The organism is Microterricola pindariensis, from assembly GCF_002936985.1.
Lineage (GTDB): Bacteria > Actinomycetota > Actinomycetes > Actinomycetales > Microbacteriaceae > Microterricola > Microterricola pindariensis.
In genome coordinates this window covers 26964-47683 of sequence record NZ_MPZN01000025.1, presented here as the reverse complement: position 1 = coordinate 47683, position 20720 = coordinate 26964, and the positions used below count along the sequence as shown (strand labels likewise).

At 69.5% G+C, this 20720-nt stretch carries 20 protein-coding genes and 1 tRNA gene; 7 read left to right on the top strand and 14 right to left on the bottom strand.

Annotation, left to right across the window (positions count from 1 at the left end; all coding sequences use genetic code 11):
- Positions 1–1129, top strand: a 1129-nt coding sequence (locus GY24_RS09270) for a cell wall-binding repeat-containing protein (RefSeq protein ID WP_133161153.1), incomplete at its 5' end; no start/stop codon positions are given.
- A 96-nt stretch (positions 1130–1225) separates the two neighbouring features.
- On the top strand, positions 1226–2254 hold the full coding sequence (locus GY24_RS09265; RefSeq protein WP_104475368.1) for an NAD-dependent epimerase/dehydratase family protein: 1029 nt from the start codon (positions 1226–1228) through the stop codon (positions 2252–2254).
- A gap of 59 nt (positions 2255–2313) precedes the next feature.
- Here the strand turns inward: GY24_RS09265 and GY24_RS09260 are convergent, their stop codons facing one another.
- Positions 2314–3618 carry an APC family permease gene (locus GY24_RS09260; protein WP_267892611.1) on the bottom strand — a complete coding sequence of 435 codons (1305 nt, stop codon included), beginning with the start codon at positions 3616–3618 and terminating at the stop codon, positions 2314–2316.
- Between the two features lie 86 nt (positions 3619–3704).
- Here GY24_RS09260 and GY24_RS09255 point away from each other — a divergent pair, with 86 nt between their 5' ends.
- Genes GY24_RS09255 through GY24_RS09245 form a run of 3 tightly spaced genes read left to right on the top strand, consistent with a single transcriptional unit; the run spans position 3705 to position 4807 of the window.
- Positions 3705–4058 carry a YidH family protein gene (locus tag GY24_RS09255; RefSeq protein WP_083364668.1) on the top strand — a complete coding sequence of 118 codons (354 nt, stop codon included), beginning with the start codon at positions 3705–3707 and terminating at the stop codon, positions 4056–4058.
- Positions 4059–4065: 7 nt separating this feature from the next.
- The gene (locus GY24_RS09250; protein ID WP_104475366.1) at positions 4066–4407 is read left to right on the top strand and encodes a DUF202 domain-containing protein; all 342 of its coding nucleotides are present in this window, start codon (positions 4066–4068) and stop codon (positions 4405–4407) included.
- 43 nt (positions 4408–4450) lie between these two features.
- Positions 4451–4807, top strand: coding sequence for a hypothetical protein (locus tag GY24_RS09245; RefSeq protein ID WP_104475365.1), 357 nt, complete (start codon positions 4451–4453; stop codon positions 4805–4807).
- Between the two features lie 169 nt (positions 4808–4976).
- On the opposite strand, the gene GY24_RS09240 is transcribed toward GY24_RS09245, so the two are convergent.
- The 4 genes from GY24_RS09240 to GY24_RS09225 form a co-directional block, all read right to left on the bottom strand.
- Positions 4977–5450: a hypothetical protein gene (locus tag GY24_RS09240; protein ID WP_104475364.1), complete on the bottom strand. Its 474-nt coding sequence runs from the start codon at positions 5448–5450 to the stop codon at positions 4977–4979.
- A gap of 388 nt (positions 5451–5838) precedes the next feature.
- On the bottom strand, positions 5839–6816 hold the full coding sequence (locus GY24_RS09235) for a ribose-phosphate diphosphokinase (RefSeq protein WP_104475363.1): 978 nt from the start codon (positions 6814–6816) through the stop codon (positions 5839–5841).
- 42 nt (positions 6817–6858) lie between these two features.
- The gene (gene glmU / locus GY24_RS09230) at positions 6859–8286 is read right to left on the bottom strand and encodes a bifunctional UDP-N-acetylglucosamine diphosphorylase/glucosamine-1-phosphate N-acetyltransferase GlmU (protein WP_104475362.1); all 1428 of its coding nucleotides are present in this window, start codon (positions 8284–8286) and stop codon (positions 6859–6861) included.
- Positions 8287–8429: 143 nt separating this feature from the next.
- Positions 8430–8501: transfer RNA gene (locus GY24_RS09225), tRNA-Gln, on the bottom strand.
- Positions 8502–8626: 125 nt separating this feature from the next.
- Between GY24_RS09225 and GY24_RS09220 the strand changes: the two genes are divergently transcribed.
- On the top strand, positions 8627–9118 hold the full coding sequence (locus GY24_RS09220; RefSeq protein ID WP_083364673.1) for a MarR family winged helix-turn-helix transcriptional regulator: 492 nt from the start codon (positions 8627–8629) through the stop codon (positions 9116–9118).
- A gap of 148 nt (positions 9119–9266) precedes the next feature.
- Here the strand turns inward: GY24_RS09220 and GY24_RS09215 are convergent, their stop codons facing one another.
- From GY24_RS09215 to GY24_RS09200, 4 genes are all read right to left on the bottom strand, one after another.
- Positions 9267–9926, bottom strand: coding sequence for a methionine ABC transporter permease (locus GY24_RS09215; protein ID WP_104475361.1), 660 nt, complete (start codon positions 9924–9926; stop codon positions 9267–9269).
- The gene (locus GY24_RS09210; RefSeq protein WP_083364675.1) at positions 9926–10951 is read right to left on the bottom strand and encodes a methionine ABC transporter ATP-binding protein; all 1026 of its coding nucleotides are present in this window, start codon (positions 10949–10951) and stop codon (positions 9926–9928) included. Before GY24_RS09210 ends, GY24_RS09215 begins: the two co-directional genes overlap by 1 nt.
- Positions 10952–11099: 148 nt before the next feature.
- Positions 11100–12008 carry a MetQ/NlpA family ABC transporter substrate-binding protein gene (locus GY24_RS09205; RefSeq protein ID WP_162842932.1) on the bottom strand — a complete coding sequence of 303 codons (909 nt, stop codon included), beginning with the start codon at positions 12006–12008 and terminating at the stop codon, positions 11100–11102.
- A gap of 213 nt (positions 12009–12221) precedes the next feature.
- Positions 12222–14069 carry an ABC-F family ATP-binding cassette domain-containing protein gene (locus GY24_RS09200; protein ID WP_083364676.1) on the bottom strand — a complete coding sequence of 616 codons (1848 nt, stop codon included), beginning with the start codon at positions 14067–14069 and terminating at the stop codon, positions 12222–12224.
- Positions 14070–14302: 233 nt separating this feature from the next.
- Here GY24_RS09200 and GY24_RS09195 point away from each other — a divergent pair, with 233 nt between their 5' ends.
- Positions 14303–15229 carry an endonuclease domain-containing protein gene (locus GY24_RS09195; protein ID WP_104475360.1) on the top strand — a complete coding sequence of 309 codons (927 nt, stop codon included), beginning with the start codon at positions 14303–14305 and terminating at the stop codon, positions 15227–15229.
- A gap of 190 nt (positions 15230–15419) precedes the next feature.
- On the opposite strand, the gene GY24_RS09190 is transcribed toward GY24_RS09195, so the two are convergent.
- From GY24_RS09190 to metG, 5 genes are all read right to left on the bottom strand, one after another.
- A complete protein-coding gene (locus GY24_RS09190) occupies positions 15420–16355 on the bottom strand; it encodes a 4-(cytidine 5'-diphospho)-2-C-methyl-D-erythritol kinase (RefSeq protein WP_104475359.1) in 936 nt (311 codons plus the stop codon).
- Between the two features lie 9 nt (positions 16356–16364).
- The gene (locus GY24_RS09185; RefSeq protein WP_133161152.1) at positions 16365–16910 is read right to left on the bottom strand and encodes a DUF4287 domain-containing protein; all 546 of its coding nucleotides are present in this window, start codon (positions 16908–16910) and stop codon (positions 16365–16367) included.
- 194 nt (positions 16911–17104) lie between these two features.
- Positions 17105–18037 carry a 16S rRNA (adenine(1518)-N(6)/adenine(1519)-N(6))-dimethyltransferase RsmA gene (gene rsmA, locus GY24_RS09180; RefSeq protein WP_104475357.1) on the bottom strand — a complete coding sequence of 311 codons (933 nt, stop codon included), beginning with the start codon at positions 18035–18037 and terminating at the stop codon, positions 17105–17107.
- Positions 18034–19086 (bottom strand): TatD family hydrolase, encoded by a 1053-nt coding sequence (locus GY24_RS09175; protein ID WP_104475356.1) that lies wholly within the window; start codon positions 19084–19086, stop codon positions 18034–18036. The genes rsmA and GY24_RS09175 overlap by 4 nt, the downstream gene beginning before the upstream one ends.
- A 63-nt stretch (positions 19087–19149) precedes the next feature.
- Positions 19150–20712, bottom strand: a complete 1563-nt coding sequence (metG, locus tag GY24_RS09170; protein WP_104475373.1) for a methionine--tRNA ligase — start codon at positions 20710–20712, stop codon at positions 19150–19152.
- Between the last annotated feature and the right edge of the window lie 8 nt (positions 20713–20720).

The following is a 20720-nucleotide window of genomic DNA, read 5'->3' as shown; positions in this document are numbered from 1 at the left end:
CGTGCTGACCGCCCGCGCGGGAACCTGGACACCGGCTCCGGTCAGCCTGACCTACCAGTGGCTCGTCGCCAACGTCGCCGTCCCCGGCGCCACGGCAGCGACCTACCGGCCGGTGGCCGCCAACGTCGGCAAGACCGTGACGGTGCGCGTCACCGGTACCAAGACGGGCTACACCACCAAGTCCGTCACCAGCGCCGCGACCACCCCGGTCGCCGCAGCGACAGCACCGCGAGGCCCACAGCGGCTCGCAGGCGCAGACCGCTTCGAGACGTCGGCCCTCGTCTCGGCAGCGACCTTCAGCGCTGGGGTGCCCGTCGTCTACATCACCACCGGCGGCGACTACCCGGATGCACTCTCTGCCGGGCCAGCGGCGGGGACGAGCGGGGGCCCGGTGCTGCTGGTCTCGAGAGACGCGATCCCGCAACCCGTCAAGACCGAACTGCTGAGGCTCAAGCCGGCACGCATCGTCGTGGTGGGTGGCACCAGTGTTGTCTCTACCGCGGTACAGACTGCGCTCGCGCAGATCGCCCCGACGAGTCGTGTGGCTGGCGCCGACCGCTTTGAGACGTCGGCCAGACTCTCGGCCGCCAGCTTCAAGCCCGGTGTCGCGGTGGCGTACGTTGCCGCCGGGACCAACTTCCCCGACGCCCTCTCGGGTGGCGCTGCGGCCGGCTCCGTGAAGTCGCCGGTGCTGCTCGTGACCTCCACGGGCATCCCCGACGTGATTCGCGCAGAGCTTCAGCGGCTCAAGCCCGCGAAGGTCGTAGTCCTCGGCGGAACCGATGTCGTCTCGGCTGCGGTGGCCACCGCCCTCGCCGGGATCGCGCCGACCTCGCGGGCTTCCGGAGCGGACCGGTACGCGACGTCGGCGAAAATCTCCAGCACCGCATTCGCTCCCGGAGTGAAGGTGGCGTACTTGGCCACGGGAGAGAACTTCCCGGACGCCCTCTCGGCCGGCTCTGCGGCGATCGTGGGCAGCGGACCGGTTCTGCTCGTCCAGGGTGGCTCGCTCCCCACAGCCATCGCGGCCGAGCTCTCCCGGCTGCGCCCCCAGCGCATCGTTGTGCTGGGTGGCCCGGTGGTGGTGAGCGATGCGGTGTTGAACGCCGCACAGACATATGTGCGCTAGCCCTGGCGGTCGGCGGCTGAACGCCCGGCCGCCGACACTCCCGACAACCGACTCACTCCACCCGCGACACATCGACCTGGAATGCGATAAAACACCATGATCACCACAGTTACCGGCGGCGCCGGGTTCATCGGCAGCCACCTGGTCGAGCAGTTGATCGAACGCGGCGACTACGTCACCGTCATCGACGACCTCAGCACCGGCTCGATCGAGAACCTCGCCCCCGTCCTCGGCCATCTCCGGATGCGCTTCATCGAGGGGTCCATCCGCGACCCGGAGGCCGTGGCCAGCGCCGTCGAGGGCGCCGACCGCGTCTTCCATCTGGCGGCCGCCGTCGGCGTGCGCCTCATCGTGGAGCACCCGCTCGAGAGCCTGCGCACGAACATCCACGGCACCGAGACGGTGCTCGACGCGGTGCGTGCGGCCGGTGCGACGCTGCTGCTCGCCTCGACGAGCGAGGTGTACGGAAAGAACACCGCAGACAGCCTCGACGAGGAGGCCGACCGAATCCTCGGCTCACCCCTCAAATCGCGCTGGACATACGCCGCAGCCAAAGGCATCGATGAAGCCATCGCCCATGCATACTGGCGCGAGTACGGGCTTCGCGTCGCGATCGTGCGGCTCTTCAACACGGTCGGCCCCCGACAGACCGGTCGCTACGGCATGGTCGTTCCCACGCTGGTCGGGCAGGCCCTGGCCGGCGAGCCCGTCACCGTGTTCGGCGACGGTTCGCAGACGCGCTGCTTCGGCTACGTCGGCGACGTGATCCCCGCCCTGATAGCCCTGGCGGAGGAGCCGGCCGCATACGGGCAGGCGTTCAACCTCGGCGGCCGCTACGAGGTGTCGATCCGAGACCTGGCGCAACGGGCCATCGACCTGCTGCACAGCGACAGCTCCATCGTCTATGTGCCGTACGCGGAGGCCTACCCGGAGGGCTTCGAGGACATGCAGCGTCGAGTGCCGAACAACGGCAAAGCCCGCGAGCTGATCGGCTTCGACCCGCAGACAACGGTCGACGAGATCATCGCCCATGTCGCCGCCGCATTGTCGACCTCTGGCGCGCGCCGCGCCGCCGTCACGGAAGTCGCCGTCGAGGAGTTCGCCGCCGGCGCCGGCGTCGTCTAGCAGTCGGGCGAGCCAGAAATGGCGCTCGACGAGCGGCCGGCCGACAACCAACGGGTGGTCTAGGCCGGGCGCGATCGTGGTCTCCGCCGTGCGCCTCGCGCCAGGCGGAGGCCACGGGCGGCCAGCCCGACGACGAGCACGACCACGGCCGTCAGCACGCCCTGCCAGGGCAGAGTGAAGACCAACAGCGTGCAGCCGACAGCTCCGACGACATGCACGGAGGGGTGCAGCCAGCGCTCGGCAACGGGTTGGCGCAGTGCGGCCAGGTGAGCGATCGCGTAGTAGGCCAGCACGCATGTGGCCGAGAAGCCGACCAGCCGGGCCGGATCGAGCAGGAGAACGGCCGCCATCGCGAGTACGGCGACGACGAGCTCGGCGACAACCGGTGAGCCGCGTCGATCCGAGACCCGACTGAGGCTGCCGGGCAACTCCTGGTCGCGGGCCATCGCCAGGCCGGTCCGGCTCAGCCCGGCCAGGATTCCCAGCAGGGAGCCGAGGCATGCCAGCGCGGCGACGAGGCTCACCACGAGCACCCACGCGTTCGGGCCGCTGGACACGCCCGAGCCACCGGTGACAACGGCCGCCACCTCGGCCAGCGGCGAACTCGAGCCAGCGAGGCGTTCCGGGCCCAGAACAAGCACGACAGAGAAGCCGATCGCTGCATACAGTCCGAGAGCGATTGCCAGCGCCCCGAGGATCGCCCGGGGAAGGGTGCGGCGCGGCTCACGCACCTCTTCGCCGAGGGTGGCCATGCGCGCATAACCGGCGAAGCAGAAGAACAGCAGCCCGGCCGATTGCAGCACGCCCAGCCAGCCGGCATCCGCCCCGGGCAGAACCGGGGCCGGGGACGCGGCGACACGGCCGCCGCCCGCCGCCCACAGCACCACGAGCACCACCAACCCGCCGAGGCCCACCAGGACGACGGCCACGACGGCGCCGCTGAAACGGGCCGTGCTGCGCACGCCGAGTGCGTTGACGATCGCCAGCACTGCGATGGCGCCGACCGCCACCCAGCGCCCCTGACCCGGCCAGAGGTACTCACCGGCGATCAACGCGATCGCCCCGGCCGAGGCTGTCTTCCCCGCCAGGAACAGCCACCCCGCCGAGAAGCCCCACCACTGTCCGAGCAGCGCGCGGCCGTAGGCATAGGCGCCACCGGAAACGGGGTGCGCCATGGCGAGCTGGGCAGAGCTCAGCGCGTTCAACGTGGCGATCACGGCCGCGATCAGCAGGCCGATCAGCAGCCCGGTCCCCGCCGCCGCGGCCGCCGGCGCCCAGACGTAGAACACGCCCGCACCGATCATCGAGGCCAGGCCGATCGATATCGCGCCAGGGATGCCGAGGTGACGTCGCAGTGTGTTCACCCGCAGATCGTAGCGGGGAGGGGTGAACGTCTTGGTGCACCGCCGTCATCCGCGATACTGGAATGCGCAACAAACAAGGAGAACGCATGCGGAACCCTCAATGGCGGCAGCAGGGCGAAGAGCCCGACTACCGTTTCACCCTCGCCAACGAGCGGACCTTCTTGGCGTGGATCCGCACCGCTCTGGCGCTGCTTGCCGGTGGCGTGCTGCTGCACCAGTTCTCCCACGCCCTCGGCCCGCGCTGGGTTGTCGTGGCGCTGGCCGTCGTGCTCGCCCTCATCGGCGCCGTGCTCAGCGTGATCGCGTACACGAGGTGGCGGGCCAATGAGATCGCGATGCGCACCGGCAAGCCGCTGCCCTTCTCGCTGCTGCTGCCACTGCTGGCCGGATTCTGCCTGCTCACGGCGGCCATCATCGCCGTTCTCATGATCTTCGGATGACGCAGCCATGACCCCCGCTCAGCCGGCGGCCCCGCGTCCGCGCGACCCCGGCTTGCAACCGGAGCGCACGGCGCTCGCGTGGAATCGCACCGCCCTGGCCGTCGCGGTCAATGCGGCGCTCGTGCTGCGTGCCGGCGCGCTCGGCGATGCCCCTCTGTTGGTGGGCGTCGGCGTCTTCCTGTTGCTGGCAGCGGGAGCGGCGACCGCCTACTCCTCGATCCGCAAGCGGCAGCTGCTGCGCGCGATCGACACGCCCCCGCCGAGCAGCTCCCTGGCGCTGACGCTGGCGGCGATCCTCGCGCTGCTGGCCAGCGCGGCCGGAATCGCGTCGATCCTCACGATTCGATGACCGTTCCCGCCCCGACAGCGTCGAACTGCGAAGATGGAGCACGATGACAAACCACCCAGAACTCGCCATCCACGACGACGATGATTCCCGGCCGCTGCACGGCAACCGGCGGCGCCGGCTCACCCAGATCGTCGTGCTGCTCTGCGTGCTCGGCCTGGTGCTGCCGACCATCTTGACCACGCTCAGCGTGTCTACGGCGACAGCGGATCGGGCCTGCGAGATCACGGTCGCCGCGTACTATCCGGACGCCGGCGGTTCTCGCGCCGGGTTCGAGCTGTTCGGCAACGGCGGCCCCGGCTGGCAGTGCTACCGGCTGAACCAGAGCGGCGCCGAGTTCTACCTGGCCCCGCTCGGACTCCTGCCCGGCATCCCCTCAGTCGTCCCCGGCCAACAGAGCTAGCCTGCTCGGGTTGGCTCGAACCCGGGTGCGCGGTCTCGATACGGCCCTGGCGGGCCTCCTCGACCAACGGGATTGATCGTTCCCCCGTCGGCTCGAGGGAATGTGCGACCGAAGCCCACTCTGTGACCCCTCTGAGTGAGACCGTCGAACCCCTGAGCCGTCAGCGCGCTCAACTCTCGGGCAGGAACACCCGCTTGTACTTGCGTCCGTCCGGAAGCTCGATGGTCTGCGCCTCCAGCTGTCCCCGCGTCACGCGCAGGTAGATGGCCTGAGCCGTCACGCCGAGCTTGTCGGCGGCCTCGGCGACAGAGAGACCGGGCAGGTCGGTGGGCTTCGCACTCGGCCGCGCCGAACGCTTCCGGCTTGCCTGCTGGCGCTCGGCGATCGCCGCGTCGTCGCCCTGCCAGCGGGCCTTGGCGGCAGCCGGGCTGAGCCGGGCGGCTCGGCCGATCTGCTCCCAGTCGGCGCCGGTCGCGAGGGCTTCCCGCACGGCCGTCAGTGCGGCGGCATCCGCCTCGAGGGCCGCGATCAGCGTGCGTACCGCGGCCAGACGGTCGAGGGCGGATGCCGGCGTTGGGGTCGCCGCGTCAAGCTCCTGAGCGCGCGCCAGAGCGGCGCGGGTGTCATCGGCGAGAAAGGGCATGGCTACCTCCGGTTCGGGACGCCTGCGTCAGGGCGGCGGCCACCTAGCGAATCTACCGAATCGCCGTGCGCCGCGGTGTTGCCCTGCCGCCCGGCCAGCGGCGCAGAAACCGCGTCTCGCTGCAGCTGGTGCTGCGGTGAAACGCGGTTTCTGGTGGGAGACGGATGCGGCGCGAGTGGCCAGCGGTCGCTGTTCCCGAGGATGCATGGGGAATGGCTGCCGTTTATCCCGGCGCCCTCGTGGCCAGCGGTCGCTGTTCCCGGGATTTCCTCTGCATGGGCTGCCGTTTATCTCGGCGCCCTCGTGGCCAGCGGTCGCTGTTCCCGGGATTTCCTTGGGATTGGCTGCCGCCTTTCGCGGCGTAATAAAAGGCGCGCAGCGCCTTTTATTACGCCGCGCCGTCAAACATGCTGGTGACGGAGCCGTCCTCGAACACCTCGTGGATGGCGCGAGCCAGCAGCGGGGCGATCGGGAGCACCGTCAGGCGGTCCCAGGTCTTCTCGGGCGGCAGCGGCAGGGTGTCGGTCACGACGACCTCGTCGATGAACTCGCTCTGCAGCAGCTCGGTCGCGGGGTCGCTGAACACGGCGTGCGTTGCGGCGACGACGACGCCGATGGCGCCGGCGGCCTTGAGCGCCTCCGCAGCCTTGACGATGGTGCGGCCGGTGTCGATCAGGTCATCCACCAGCAGGCAGACGCGCCCCTCGACCGGGCCGATGATCTCGTGCACGGAGACCTGGTTCGGCACGAGCGGGTCGCGGCGCTTGTGGATGATGGCCAGCGGGGCGCCGAGCTTGTCGCTCCAGATGTCGGCGACGCGCACGCGGCCCATGTCCGGCGAGACCACAGTCAGGGTGGCCGGGTCCAGCTTGTCCTTGAAGTGCTTGAGCAGCACCGGCATGGCGAAGAGGTGGTCGACGGGGCCGTCGAAGAAGCCCTGGATCTGCGCGGCGTGCAGGTCGACGCTCATGATGCGGTCGGCGCCGGCCGTCTTGAACAGGTCTGCGACGAGGCGGGCCGAGATCGGCTCGCGGCCGCGGCCCTTCTTGTCCTGGCGGGCGTACGGGTAGAACGGAGCGACCACGGTGATGCGCTTGGCAGAAGCGCGCTTGAGGGCGTCCACCATGATCAGCTGTTCCATCAGCCACTCGTTGATCGGGGCGGTGTGCGACTGAATCACGAAGGCGTCGCAACCGCGCACGCTCTCGTCGTAGCGAGCGTAGAGCTCACCGTTGGCGAAGGTCCGAGCATCCGTCGGCACCAGATCGGAACCCAGTTCCGTGGCAATGTCGATGGCAAGTTGCGGGTGTGCTCGCCCGGAGACGAGGACGAGGCGCTTTTCTCCGCTGGACTTGATTCCGGACACGTGTAGTCTCGCTCTCCCCGACGGCGGGCCGTCGAAATTTTGTTATTCTGCCTGCGCGGCCTGGGCGGCGTCATCCGCGGCGCTTCCGGACCGGTGGGTGTGCACCCAGCCGTCCATGTTTCGCTGCGGAGCGACGCTGATGGCCAAGGCGCCGGCCGGTACGTTCTTGCGAACGACCGTTCCCGCACCCGTGTACGCTCCGTCACCAATTGTAATCGGCGCGACGAAGACCCCGTGCGACCCGGTGCGCACATGCGACCCGATTTGCGAGGAATGCTTGTTGACGCCGTCGTAGTTGGCGAAGATCGAGCCGGCGCCGATGTTGGAGTGCTCGCCGATCGTCGCGTCGCCGACGTAGCTGAGGTGCGGCACCTTGCTGCCGGTGCCGATCTTCGCGTTCTTCGTCTCGACGAAGGCGCCGATCTTGCCGTCGGATCCGAGGATCGTGCCGGGGCGGAGGAAGGCGAAGGGGCCGACGGATGCCGCGGCGCCCACGACCGCGAGCGTGGCGTCGCTGCGGCGCACCTCGGCGCCCTCGCCGATCTCGCAGTCGACCAGGGTCGTGTCCGGGCCGATGACGGCACCGGTCTCGACGACGGTCGCACCGAGGATCTGGGTGCCGGGACGCAGCGTGACGTCGGGTGCGAGCTTCGCCTTGAGGTCGATCCAGGTGCTTGCCGGGTCCTGGATCGTGACGCCGGCCAGCTGCCAGCCGCGCACGATCAGCGCGTTCAACCGCAGGGCTGCCTCGGAGAGCTGGGCGCGGTCGTTGACGCCGGCCACCAGCCAGGCCTCGGCCACGGGAACCGCGCTCACATCGGAGCCCGCCGCGCGCAGCAGGCCGATGACGTCGGTGAGGTACTTCTCGCCCTGGGCGTTGTCGGTGGTGAGTTTGCCGAGCTGCTCGCGCAGCGCGTCGGCGGAGAAGACGTAGACGCCGGCGTTGCCCTCGCCGATCGCGAGCTGCGCTGCGGTGGCATCCTTCTGCTCGACGATGCTGTCGAACTCGCCGGTGTCCCGACGCACGATGCGGCCATAGCCCGTGGCGTCGTCGTAGACGGCCGAGAGCACGGTGGCTGCGGCGCCGCTCGCCCGGTGCGCCTCGACGAACTGGCTGAGCGTCTGGGCGTCCAGCAGCGGAACGTCGCCGTTGATGACGAGCACATCGCCGGAGAAGTCGTCCGGCAGCGCGGCGACGGCCTGCTCGACGGCGCGGCCGGTGCCCGGCACCTCGTCCTGGTCGACGATGATGCTCTCTGGCAGCTCGGCGTTGACGACGGCGGTGACGAGGTCGCGCTCGTGGCGCACGACGGTGACGATTGTCGCGGCGTCGAGGGCCTTCGCGGTGGCGAGCACGTGGCTGACCATCGGCATGCCGGCGATCGGGTGCAGGAGCTTCGGCGTCGCCGACTTCATGCGCGTGCCCTGGCCTGCTGCGAGAACGATAATCGCCAGATTCTGATCGGTCATGGTTTCAGGCTCCTCGTAGTGGGAAGTGGGCCGCTTTCGTGGCCATGTAGGTGCGGGCACGATTTCTTTTCCAAGGACTTCCTTGGAATCACGCTGCCGCCTTTCGGAGCGCCCTTTTGGAGCGCACAGCGCTGAGAAAAGCGCTCCGCCGCCAGGACTCGAACCTAGACCTAACAGCTCCAAAGGCTGTCGTGCTGCCATTACACCACGGCGGAACGCGCCGAAGTGACTTCCGCGCGTCCTCCAGTCTGCCAGAACATGGGGCCGGTCTCCGACGCGAACGCCGAAGCTGTGCGTGCCGCGCGCCGCGGCCGCGCCGTGCGGCCGGGATAATGGGGGGATGCCCACGAGTGACGAAGTCGACCGCATCGTCGATGCCTGGCTGCGCGAGCGCCCGGATCTCGATTTCACCCCGCTCCAGGTGCTCTCCCGGGTCGGCCGTTTGGCCAAGCACCTCGACCGCGCGCGCCGCACCGCCTTCGCCCGCTCCGAGCTGGAGTCGTGGGAGTTCGACGTGCTCTCGGCGCTGCGCCGGGCCGGAGAGCCGTTCCAGCTCTCCCCCAAGCAGCTCCTGCAGCAGACGCTGGTCTCCAGCGGAACGATGACGAACCGCATCGACCGGCTCGTGGTGCGGGAGCTCGTGCAGCGCCGCACCGACCCCAACGACGGCCGCGGCATCCTCGTCGTCATGACCCCGGCGGGCCAGACCCGGGTGGATGCCGCGATCACCCGCCTCGTCGACGCCGAGGCCGAGCTGCTCGGCGCACTCAGCGCCCCAGAGCAGGAGCGCCTGGCCGGCCTGCTGCGCAAGCTCTCGCTCGACTTCGACTGATCGGCGCCCCGGGTCTCGAAACGCCCGTTCCTCGCTACTCGACCAGCGGGTGACCGCGAATCCGCCGATCGACCAGCGGGTGTTCTCAACATCCGTTGGTCGAGCAGCGCCGCCTGCGGCGTGTATCGAGACCCGGGACGGACCCGCCTTAGCGGCGGAGCGCCTTGCGGGCGAGGCGGTTGCCGAGCCACTGCACGAGCTGCACGAACACGACGATGAGCAGGATGGCCGCCCACATCACGACCGGCTCGAACTGGCGGTGGCCGTAGAGCTGCGCGAAGTAGCCGAGGCCGCCGCCGCCGACGAAGCCGGCCATCGCTGTCATGTCGACGATCGCCACGACGACGAAGGTGTAGCCAAGGATCAGCGGGCCGAGCGCCTCGGGGATCACGATCGTGCGGAGGATCCGCACCGGGCCCGCGCCCATCGCGCGGCCGGCCTCGACCACGCCGGGCGACACCGTGACGAGGTTCTGCTCGACGATGCGGGCGATGCCGAACGCCGCGGCGATGGACAGCGCGAACACGGCGGCGTTGTTGCCGATGCCGGTGCCGATCACGGCGCGCGTCAGTGGCTGCAGCGCGGCGATGAAGATGATGAACGGGATCGGCCGGAAGAAGTTGATCACGACGTTGAGGATCGTGGAGATGGTCTTGTTGGGCAGCAGCCCGCCGGCACGGGTCGTGTACAGGCCCAGCCCGATCAGCAGGCCGAAGAAGCCACCGAAGAGCAGGGTCGCCGAGACCATGTAGAGCGTTTCGGCGGCGGCCTTCCAGAACTCGGGCTGCAGTTCGATCAGCGCATCCATCACGCCACCTCCGTCACGCTCGTGGCCTGGGCAATGTCGGCGAGCACGCCGTCGATGACGGCATCCGATGCCCGCAGCGCCAGGGTCAGGTGGCCGAAGGCCTTGCCCTGAATGTCGTTGATTCCGCCGTAGATGAGCTCGAATTCGACGCCGGCCTGGGCCAGCTTGAGGAACACGGAGGCCTGGCTGGCGTCGCCGTCGCGGAACGACAGCGTCACGATGCGCCCCTCGTGCCGCTCGCGCAGCACGGCGCGCTCGGCCGGGCTGGGCACGCCCTTGACGACGGTGCCGACGAAGGTCTGGCTGGAGCCGTTCTGCGGGTTGGAGAACACCTCGAACACGTCGCCGCTCTCGACGATGCGGCCCTGGTCCATCACCGCGACCTTGGTGGCGATGCTCTGGATCACCTCCATCTCGTGGGTGATCACGACCATCGTCACGCCGAACTCGGAGTTCACCCGCTTGAGCAGGGCGAGTACCTCCTGCGTGGTCTCCGGGTCGAGGGCGCTGGTGGCCTCGTCACAGAGAAGGATGCTGGGCGCCGTCGCCAGCGCGCGGGCGATGCCGACGCGCTGCTTCTGGCCGCCGGAGAGCTGTTCCGGGAAGTTCTTCGCCTTGTCGGCGAGGCCGACGAACTCCAGCAGCTCGTCGACGCGGGCCTGGATCTTCTCCTTGGAGGCGCCAGCCACGCGCAGCGGGTAGGCCACGTTGTTCCACACCGTCTTCGCGTTGAACAGGTTGAACTGCTGGAAGATCATGCCGATGCCGAGGCGCACGGGGCGCAGCTGCTTCTCGCCGAGCCCGGCCAACTCCTGGCCGTTGACGACGACGCTGCCGTCGGTGACGGGCTCGAGGGCATTGATCAACCGGACCAGGGTGCTCTTGCCGGCGCCGGAATAGCCGATGATGCCGTAGACGTCGCCCGCCTCGATGTCGAGACTGACGTCGTTGATGGCGAGGACGGGGTCGCCGCCGTTCGGGTTCGGATACGCCTTGGTGACGTTCCGCAGGCTGACCAGGGCCATGGGCTACTCCTTTGCGGCGTCGTGCGGGGTGTGCATCGGCCGCGTTGTGTGAAAACGTGAGGAGCGGCCCCGCGGGGAGGATCCTGGCCCGGTGGGGCGGATGCCTCCCCGCGAAGCCGCGGGGTGGTGCGGTGTTGCTACTGCTGAACTACTTCTGTGCCTTGGTGTCGGCCTCGACCTTGGCGAGCGAGGCGACCAGGTCGGCGACGGGGGTCTGCAGCGCGAGGCCGGTTCCGGCGGACGACTCGAGCAGACCGGCTTGGACGGCCTCGTCGGTCTGGAAGATCTCGACGAGCTTCTTGTAGGTCGCGTTGTCCTTGTCCTCGGCGCGCGCGGCGAAGACGTTGACGTAGGGCAGCGCGTTGGGGTCGCTGGGGTCGTCCTTGGCGATGGCGTCGGTGAACTCGAGGCCGGCATCCTGGACGAAGTCGTTGTTGATGACCGCGGCGGCGACATCCGGCAGCGAGGTCGGGATGAGCGAGGCTTCGAGGGCGGTGACCTTGACCTTGGACTTCGCCTCGTCGATGTCGTTCAGGCCGGAGAAGATGCTGCCGCCGTCCTTCAGCTCGATGAGCTTGGCCGACTGCAGGACGAGGAGCGCGCGGGCCAGGTTGCTGGCGTCGTCCGGCACGGCGACCGTCTCACCGGCGGGGATGTCGGCAACGCTGCCGTACTTGGTGGAGTACAGGCCGAGCGGGTAGATGGCCGTGGAGCCGATGACCGTGAGGTCCTCGCCCGAGGCGACGTTGTAGTCGGCGAGGTAGACGATGTGCTGGAACTGGTTCAGGTCGAGGTCACCGGCGGTGAGCGCGGGGTTCGGCTGGGCGTAGTCGCCGAAGTCGACCAGCTCGACCGTGATGCCCTCGGCCGCGGCCGCATCGACGAAGGCGGGCCACTGCGGGTCGCTCTTGCCGACGACGCCGACCTTGACCGTCTCGGACTGCTCGGAGGATCCGGCGCCGACCTCGGCGGTCGTGGCGCAGCCGGCGAGGGCTGCGAGGAGGGGGAGCGTTGCGAGAGCTGCGAGGACCTTGGTGGTCTTCTTCGAGATGGACATAACTACCTTTCGCTGTGTGTACCCGACGACCGGTGATCTGCTGCGATCACGAAGCCGGTGCGGCTCCGCCATCTCTCTCGGCGCAGAGCTCCGCCACGGGGAAATTCCACGGGGGTTTTGTGCGCCGCAGCTGTGCGGGGTAGTTACAACCGTACGCGGCCAATCTTCGACCGCCGGACCACTCCGCCTTAGTTCGTCACAGTTCCTGCGGCGCTAGCCCTCGAGAAGCTCAGAAAGTTCGATCCACCGGGTCTCGTTCGTGACCACGTCAGATTCGAGCTTCTGCAGCTGGGCCGTCAACGCACCCAACCCGTCGTAGTCGCTCTGGTCGTGAGTGGCGAGCTTCTCGTGAATCTCGGCGATCTGCTGCTGCCACTTGGCGATCTTGCGGTCGATGGATGCCAGCTCCTTCTGCGCGTTGCGCAGCTCGGCGCCGCCCAGCTTCGGCTTGGCGGCCGCGGCGGGCTTGCCCGCGGCAGCCGGGGTGTCGTTGGAACCGACGACGCTCTCGAAGCCGACGTTGTCGGCATCCGCCGCCACCTGGCGCTTGCGCATCTCGATGTACTGCTCGACGCCGCCGGGCAGGTGCTTGAAGTGCCCCTCGGTGACGGCGTACTGCTGGTCGGTGACGCGCTCGATCAGGTACCGGTCGTGGCTGACGACGAGCAGCGTGCCGGGGAAGGAGTCGAGCAGGTCTTCCATCGCGGCGAGCATGTCGGTGTCGAGGTCGTTGGTCGGCTCATCGAGAATCAGCACGTTCGGCTCGTCGAGCACGATCAGCAGCAGCTGCAGGCGGCGCTTCTGGCCACCGGAGAGGTCCTTGACCGGGGTGGAGAGCTGCGAGCTCATGAAGCCCATGCGCTCGAGCAGCTGGCCGGGCGTCATCTCCTTGCCGCCGGCGACGTAGCTGGACCGCTGGCGGCCGATGACCTCGCTGACGCGGTCGTTCTGGATCGCCTTGAGCTCGTTGAGCTGCTGGGTGAGAACGGCGACCTTGATCGTCTTGCCGCGCTTGACGGTGCCCGTGGTGGGCTGCAGGGTGCCGGCGACGAGGTTCAGCAGCGTGGACTTGCCGGCCCCGTTGACGCCGAGGATGCCGGTGCGCTCGCCCGGCGCGATGCGCCAGGTGATGTCGTTCAGCACGGTCTTCTCGGCCGAGTGCGCTGTGGCGGGGAACTTGACGGTGACGTCGATCAGGTCGACGACGTCCTTGCCGAGGCGCTGCATGGCCATCGACTGCATCGACACGGTGTCGCGGGGCGGCGGCTCGTTCGCGATCAGCTCATTGGCGGCGTCGATGCGGAACTTCGGCTTGGCGGTGCGGGCCGGGGCGCCGCGGCGCAGCCAGGCCAGCTCCTTCTTCATCAGGTTCTGGCGCTTGGCCTCACTGACGGCGGCCGAGCGGTCGCGCTCGACGCGCTGCAGGATGTACGCCGCGTATCCTCCCTCGAAGGGCTCGATGATGCGGTCGTGCACCTCCCAGGTGGCGTTACAGATCTCGTCGAGGAACCACCGGTCGTGGGTGACGACGACGAGGCCGCCGCTGCCCTGGGGCCAGCGGCGCTTGAGGTGCCCGGCGAGCCAGGCGATGCCCTCGACGTCGAGGTGGTTGGTGGGCTCATCGAGGAAGATGACGTCGTGGTCGCCGACGAGGAGGGCAGCGAGGGCGACGCGGCGGCGCTGGCCGCCCGAGAGGCTCTCCACGATGCCGTCCCACGGCACGTCGCTGAGCAGCCCGCCGATGACGTCGCGGACGACGGGGTCGCCGGCCCAGACGTGCTCGTCGATGCCGCCGACGACGGCCTGGGCGACGGTGAGCGTCGAGTCGACGGTGTCGGCCTGGTCGAGCATGGCCAGGCGCACGTCGCGGCGGCGCGTGACGCGGCCGCCGTCGGGCTCCATCCGGCCGGCGAGCAGCTTCAGCAGGGTGGACTTTCCGTCGCCGTTGCGGCCGACGATGCCGACGCGGTCGCCCTCATTGAGCCCCACCGTCACTTCGTCGAAGATCACGCGGGTAGGGAATTCGAGGTGCAGCCTTTCGGCGCCAAGCATGTGTGCCATATCGCCACCAACTCTACTGGGCGCGCCTGTGCGTCGGGCCCGCCTCCCCCGTTCTCCTCCCTCCTTCCCTTCGCCCTTCCTCCCCTCCCCGATTCCATCGAGACTGCGCGACTTGTAGTTCACGCCCACTCGAACGACAAGTCGCGCAGTCTCGATGTCTGGAGGAGGGAGGCGGGCGGGGCAGCTGTGGATAACTTCTGCGGGAACAGGCGCCGTTCGGGCACGCTGTGTGCATGCACAAGCGCGACCAGCTGCGCCGTTTCCTCGCCGCGAGCGGACCGCTCGCCACGACCGAGTCGGCGGCAATCGGCATCACTCCAGGACAGCTGCGGCACCGCGATGTGCTCAGCCCGTTTCGCGGAGTCGTGATGGGCCGGGCCGCCGAGTCGGTCCCCGAGTTGGCGGCCGCCTATGCGAAGCGGATGCCGCGGCGCCAGTACTTCAGCCATTCCACCGCGGCGCTGCTCCACGGCATCCCGTTGCCAGCCGAGCAGGAGCGGGCTCTCGTGCTCCACGTCAGCACCTCGGTCGCCGGAGGGATTCCCCGCTGCCGCGGCGTCGTCGGCCATCAGGGCGCCTGGGATCGCTCGCCCACCGAACGCGCGGGGCTGCGCCTCAGCGCGGCCGTGCACGCCTGGTGCGAGCTCGCGTCGCTCCTCGCCGTCGACGACCTCGTGGCCGCCGGCGACTTCCTGGTCACCGGGGACGAGCCCTACTCCGGCCTCCCTCCGCTGGCCACGCTGGAGCAGCTGACCGCAGCGGTCAGGGCGTACGGCTCCCGGCGCTACGCGCGCCGGCTTCGCCAGGCTCTCGCACTGGTGCGCTACGGCTCGATGTCGCGGATGGAGAGCCTCACCCGCCTGGCGATGCAGGCTGCGGGCCTCCCCGAGCCCAACTTGAATCACCCGGTGTTCGACGAGCACGGCACCCAGACCGCGCTGATCGATCTGGCGTACCCCGAGTTCAAGGTCGGGATCGAGTATCAGGGTGACGGGCACCGCGATCGGGTGCAGTACCGCAACGACACCGCCAGGCGGGAGCGCCTCGAAGACCGCGGCTGGACGATCGTCTATGTCACCGCCGACGACCTCAGGTTCCGCTTGAACGAGACCATGGACCGCATCCGAACCCGTCTGCGCCAGCGCGGCGCCCGCTTCTAGCCCCTCCAGCCCCAGCGCGCGCCGCCCCCACACGCCCACCCATTCACGTCGAGACTGCGCGACTTGTAGTTCGCGCGCGCTTGAACGACAAGTCGTGCAGTCTCGACGCAAGGGGGTGGGGTGCGGGGCGCGGGAGCGCGGGGCGCGGGAGCGCGGAGGGCGGAGGAGGTGGGGCGGATGCGGGGTGCGACTAGGAGTGCATGACGCGGGCGCCGTGCACCGGGCCGTGTGCCCGCACCGCGGTCAGCCGCGAGGCGGAGAGTGCCACCTGCAGCTCGAGTGCGGTGTCGGCGTCGGGTGCCAGGAAGGCCAGCGTCGGGCCGGAGCCGGAGACGATCCCGGCCAGCGCGCCGTTCGCCTCGCCGAGCTCGAGGATCTGTCCGAGTCCGGGGGCCAGGTGCAGCGCCGGCGCCTGCAGGTCATTGTGCAGCGCCTCGGCGAGCAGGACGGAGTCGCCGGCGCGCAGGGCGTGCAGCACGCGGGCGTCGACCTGCGGCGAGACGGCCGCCGGCCGGATGTCGGCGGCGTTGCGCTCCCGGTGCCGGTCCAGCTCGGCGTAGACGGCCGGCGTGGACATGCCGAACTCGGCGACGGCGAGCACCCAGTGGAAGTTGCCCTGCGCGAGCGCCGGGCTGAGCTGGTCGCCGCGGCCCGTCCCGATCGCGGTGCCGCCGGCCAGGGCGAAGGGCACGTCGGCGCCCAGCTTCGCCGCCAGCGCGTGCATCTCGTCTTTGCCGAGTTCGGTGCCCCAGAGCGCGTCGCAGGCGATCAGGCTGGCCGCGGCATCCGCGGAGCCCCCGCCCATGCCGCCGGCGATGGGCACGTTCTTCTCGATCTCCAGTCGCACGCCGCCGCGGTAACCCGTCTTTCGAGCGAGCAGCCTGGCCGCCTTGATGGCGAGGTTGCTTCCGTCGACCTCCAGCCCCGAGGTGTCGACGCTGCCGCCGAAACTCACCGAGAAGTCGTCGGCCGGGTAGGCACGCACGTCCTCGTACAGCGAGACGGCCTGATAGGCGGTGGCCAGGTCGTGGTAGCCGTCGTCCTGCAACGCGCCCACGGCGAGGAAGACATTGATCTTGCCCGGCGCCCTCGCATGTACAACTGGGGAGGAGGCGGCGAGAGTCATATCTTCACGCTATCCCAACTCGGCGGCGGCCTGCAGCCAGCCCTGCATGCGCAGCTTGGCCGGGGCGACCTCGTCTGCCCCGCCGAGCCGCTGCCAGGTGAGGCCGGCCGAGGTCCTGCCGCCCTTCGAGGGCGCGGCCGAGGCCAACAACGAACCGACCGGCATCGGCCAGCGCGCGGTGACGTGCTTCGCGGCACGGCTCTCGGAGGCCGGCGTGCCCAGCTCGGCCGAGACGGCCGCGATCACGGCGTCCAGCGCCGGGAGCTGCTCGAGCGGGAGCGTCTTGGAGACGCTCGCCTCGAAGCTGCCGTCCTGGCGCTGGCCCGGCGCGCGGATGCCGCGGGCCTGCTCATAGCCGACGGTGACACCCTGCGCCCACCAACCGCCGAGCGGGTAGTTCGCGTCGAGCCAGCGGGCGATCACGGAGTGCTTCCAGCCGACGGCCCCCTCGGCGTCGAGGATCGCGAACCACTCCGGCCAGGTCTTGCCGGTCGCGGCCGCGAGCGCCTCGTCGCTGACGCCGTCGCGGCGCCCGGTCACAGGTTCATCGGCCATGCGGGCAACGCTAGCCGGTGGCCGCCGCGCCGCGCCAGAGCGGACGCCGCCGGCCTCCGTCCTCATCCGGTGCTCCCCTGCCGATTCCCGCTGACTGGGCCTGTCGAAATCCGCTCACCCGAAATCCCCTCACTGTGGACGAGGCTTCGACATGCTGAACCAGCGGACGGGCGGATCTCCCCCGTCGGCTCGGATCAGTTGGCGCTGGCCGCAGCGGAGCGCGCGATGCGCAGGAAGTCGTGCACGGTCAGCTGCTCGCCGCGCTCGGTCGGGCTGACACCGGCGGCCTCGAGCACGGCGCTGGCCGTCGCGGTGTCGCCGAGCACGGGCGCCAGCGACTGGCGCAGCATCTTGCGGCGCTGCTGGAAGGCGGCATCCACGAGCGCGAACGTTGCGAGGCGCTCTTCCTCTGTGCCGATCGCGCCGGTCTCGTCGATGGCGGCGTCGCCGCTGGATGCGGCATCCCGGCGGTCGAAGCCGACGAGGATCGAGTCGACGTTCGGCACCGGCCAGAACACCTGGCGGGAGACGTGGCCGGCGGTGCGCCAGGAGCCGTACCACTCGGCCTTGACGCTCGGGCTGCCGTACACCTTGGAGCCGGGCGTGGCCGCGAGGCGCTGGCCAACCTCAGCCTGCACCATGACGATGCCGGAGCGGATGGACGGGAAGTGCTCGAGGAAGTGCAGCAGCACGGGCACCGAGATGTTGTACGGCAGGTTGGCGACGAGCCGGGCCGGCTCGCCGGGCAGCTCCGTGACACGCATGGCGTCCTGGGTGATGACGGTGAGCGGGACGCCCGGCTGCATGAGCTCGACGGTCTTCGGCAGCTGCTCGGCCAGGCGCTTGTCGATTTCGACGGCGGTGACGGATGCCCCGGTCTCCAGGATCCCGAGGGTGAGCGAGCCGAGCCCCGGCCCGATCTCGACGATGTGCTCGCCCGAGCGCACTCCGGCGACCTTCACGATGCGCCGCACCGTGTTGGCGTCGATGACGAAGTTCTGGCCGAGCTTCTTGGTGGGGGTGACGTCGAGGAGTTCGGCGAGGTCGCGGATCTCGGCCGGGCCGAGCAGGCGGCCGTGCCCTGGCACCGTCTCAGGCGTTTCTTCTTCGTGGCGGTGTGCGGTCATGCGATGCCTCCGATGGCCTCGGTGTTGCCAGGTGAAGTCGTGGCAGGGGAAACGGCGGGTGAGGCAGAAAGCGGTGCGCTGCGCGGCGCGGCGGATACTGCGGCGGCTGGCGTGAGGGAGCCGACCGGCTCCGCGTCCCAGCGGCCGTAGACCAGCTCGGTGTTCGAGTTGACCTGCGCGGCGAGCATGCCGACGTCGGTGCCGAGCTCGGACGCGATCGCGCGCAGCGTCAGCGGCAGCAGGTACGGCGCGTTGGGCCGGCCCCGGAACGGGGTCGGGGTGAGAAAGGGCGCATCCGTCTCGACCAGGATCTGGGAGCGCGGGATGACGGCGAGGGCGTCGCGCAGGTTCTGCGCGTTCTTGAAGGTGACGGTGCCGGCGAAGGAGAGGAACCAGCCGTTGTCGGCGCAGACCTTGGCCATCTCGGCGTCGCCGGAGAAGCAGTGGAACACGGTGCGCTCGGGCGCCCCGACCCGCAGCAGCGTCTCAATGACGGCGTCGTGCGCGTCGCGGTCGTGGATCTGCATGGCCAGGCCGTGGCGCTTGGCGATGTCGATGTGCGCCTCGAAGGAGCGGTGCTGGGCCGCGCGCCCCTCCTCTCCGGTGCGGAAGTAGTCCAGACCGGTCTCGCCGACGGCGACGACGCGCGGCAGCCCGGCGAGCCGGTCGATCTCGGCGATCGCCGCGTCGAGCCCGCCCTGCCAGCTGCCGTCCGGGCCGCCCGCGGTGTCGTAGATCGGCGCCTCGTTGGGGTGGATCGCCACGGCCGCGAGCATACGCGGCTCGATCGCGGCGGTCGCGGCGGACCACTGCGAGGTGGGAACGTCGCCGCCGACCTGGATCACGCCGCGCACGCCGACGGCCGAGGCCCGGTCGAGCTGCTCCCGGTAGTCGAGGGGGTTGTCGCCGTCGGCGATCTCCAGGTGCGTGTGGTTGTCGTAGATGCCGACGGTGAGCGCCTCCGGCAGCGGTGGGTAGCTGAGCTCCCGCCCCTCGGTCTGTGCGCGTGTGCGGACGTGCCCCGAGATGTCAATGTTGGCGTCGCTCATCGTCGTTCCTCCTGGACCCGGCCCCGGGGCGGCCGCGAACGGCCGCCCCGGGCAGCGGGCATGTTATTCGGCCGAGGTCTCGATCCGCGGGAACAGGGCCTCGAGCGGGGTGACCGTCCCGGACCCGGTCCACTCCCACGCCTGGTCGATGCGCACGTCCTGCACGGCGCCGTCGCCGCCGAGCGCGGTCCACAGCGTCGCGGTCGCCTTGGTGAGCACCGGCGAGAGCAGCACGGCGAGCGTGCCGAGGCCGCGGACGGCGGTGTTCAGCACCGTCTCCAGGCGCTCCCGCTTCTCCGGGTCCTTGGCGAGAGCCCACGGCTCCTGCTCGGTGATGTAGCCGTTCAGGGCGTCGACGAGCTCCCACACGGTGCCGATGGCCTCGTGGATGGCGAGCCGGTCGATCGCGATGGATGCCGTGGCGGTCGCCGTGCGCTCGATCGCGCGGATGGCGGCATCCGCGTCGGTCATGTCGCCGGCGGCGGGGATGACGCCGTCGCAGTAGCGGTTGACCATGGCGATCACGCGGGAGGCGAGGTTGCCGAAGCCGTTGGCCAGCTCGGAGGTGTAGCGGGCGTGCAGGTCCTCCCAGGAGAAGGAGCCGTCCTGGCCGAAGTGGATGGCGCGGAGGAAGTAGTAGCGGAACGCGTCGGAGCCGAAGGTGTCGGTGATCTGCGTCGGCGCGATGCCGGTGAGCTTGGACTTGGACATCTTCTCGCCGCCGACGAGCAGCCAGCCGTGGCCGAAGACGCGGTGCGGAACCTGCAGGCCGGCGGCCATGAGCATGGCCGGCCAGATGACGGCGTGGAAGCGCAGGATGTCCTTGCCGACGAGGTGGGTGGCCGGCCAGCGGCGCTCGAACTCGGCATCGTCCTGCCCGTAGCCGACGGCGGTGACGTAGTTCAGCAGCGCGTCGAACCAGACGTAGACGACGTGCGACTCGTCCCACGGCACCTTGACGCCCCAGTCGAAGCTGGAGCGCGAGATGGAGAGGTCGTCGAGGCCGGAACGGACGAAGGACATGACCTCGTTGCGGGCACTCTCCGGCTGGACGAAGTCCGGGCGCTCCTCGTAGAGAGCCAGCAGCTGCTCGGCGAAGGCGCTCATCTTGAAGAAGTAGTTCTTCTCGTGCAGCAGCTCGACGGGCTTGGAATGGATCGCGCAGACCTTCTGGCCTGCGTAGTCGCCCTCGCCGTCGAGCAGGTCGCCCGGCTGCTTGTACTCCTCACAGCCGACACAGTAGAAGCCCTCGTACTCGCCGGTGTAGATGTAACCCGTGTCGTAGAGGTGCTGCAGGAACTTCTGCACGTTCTCTTCGTGGCGCTTCTCGGTGGTGCGGATGAAGTCGTCGTTGGAGAGGTCGATGGTCTCCAGCAGCGGCTTCCACGCCTCCTCGACGAGCTTGTCGGCCCATTCCTGCGGGGTGACGCCGTTGGCGGTCGCCGTGCGCAGGATCTTCTGGCCGTGCTCGTCGGTGCCGGTCAGGAACCAGGTGTCATCGCCGCGCTGGCGGTGCCAGCGCGCGAGCACATCGGCGGCCACCTCGGTGTAGGCGTGTCCGATGTGCGGCACGTCGTTGACGTAGAAGATCGGCGTGGTGACAAAGAAAGAGGAGCCATCGGACATGCGCTCCA

Bases quoted from the DNA above. Each gene is read 5' to 3' on its own strand.
- GY24_RS09265 (WP_104475368.1), top strand. From the start codon at position 1,226: ATGATCACCACAGTTACCGGCGGCGCCGGGTTCATCGGCAGCCACCTG.
- rsmA (WP_104475357.1), bottom strand. From the start codon at position 18,037: ATGACCGCACACCGCCACGAAGAAGAAACGCCTGAGACGGTGCCAGGG.
- glmU (WP_104475362.1), bottom strand. From the start codon at position 8,286: ATGACCGATCAGAATCTGGCGATTATCGTTCTCGCAGCAGGCCAGGGC.
- GY24_RS09205 (WP_162842932.1), bottom strand. From the start codon at position 12,008: ATGTCCATCTCGAAGAAGACCACCAAGGTCCTCGCAGCTCTCGCAACG.
- GY24_RS09195 (WP_104475360.1), top strand. From the start codon at position 14,303: ATGCACAAGCGCGACCAGCTGCGCCGTTTCCTCGCCGCGAGCGGACCG.
- GY24_RS09200 (WP_083364676.1), bottom strand. From the start codon at position 14,069: ATGGCACACATGCTTGGCGCCGAAAGGCTGCACCTCGAATTCCCTACC.
- GY24_RS09250 (WP_104475366.1), top strand. From the start codon at position 4,066: ATGACCCCCGCTCAGCCGGCGGCCCCGCGTCCGCGCGACCCCGGCTTG.
- GY24_RS09220 (WP_083364673.1), top strand. From the start codon at position 8,627: ATGCCCACGAGTGACGAAGTCGACCGCATCGTCGATGCCTGGCTGCGC.
- GY24_RS09175 (WP_104475356.1), bottom strand. From the start codon at position 19,086: ATGAGCGACGCCAACATTGACATCTCGGGGCACGTCCGCACACGCGCA.
- GY24_RS09245 (WP_104475365.1), top strand. From the start codon at position 4,451: ATGACAAACCACCCAGAACTCGCCATCCACGACGACGATGATTCCCGG.
- GY24_RS09210 (WP_083364675.1), bottom strand. From the start codon at position 10,951: ATGGCCCTGGTCAGCCTGCGGAACGTCACCAAGGCGTATCCGAACCCG.
- GY24_RS09185 (WP_133161152.1), bottom strand. From the start codon at position 16,910: ATGGCCGATGAACCTGTGACCGGGCGCCGCGACGGCGTCAGCGACGAG.
- GY24_RS09215 (WP_104475361.1), bottom strand. From the start codon at position 9,926: ATGGATGCGCTGATCGAACTGCAGCCCGAGTTCTGGAAGGCCGCCGCC.
- GY24_RS09240 (WP_104475364.1), bottom strand. From the start codon at position 5,450: ATGCCCTTTCTCGCCGATGACACCCGCGCCGCTCTGGCGCGCGCTCAG.
- GY24_RS09255 (WP_083364668.1), top strand. From the start codon at position 3,705: ATGCGGAACCCTCAATGGCGGCAGCAGGGCGAAGAGCCCGACTACCGT.
- GY24_RS09190 (WP_104475359.1), bottom strand. From the start codon at position 16,355: ATGACTCTCGCCGCCTCCTCCCCAGTTGTACATGCGAGGGCGCCGGGC.
- metG (WP_104475373.1), bottom strand. From the start codon at position 20,712: ATGTCCGATGGCTCCTCTTTCTTTGTCACCACGCCGATCTTCTACGTC.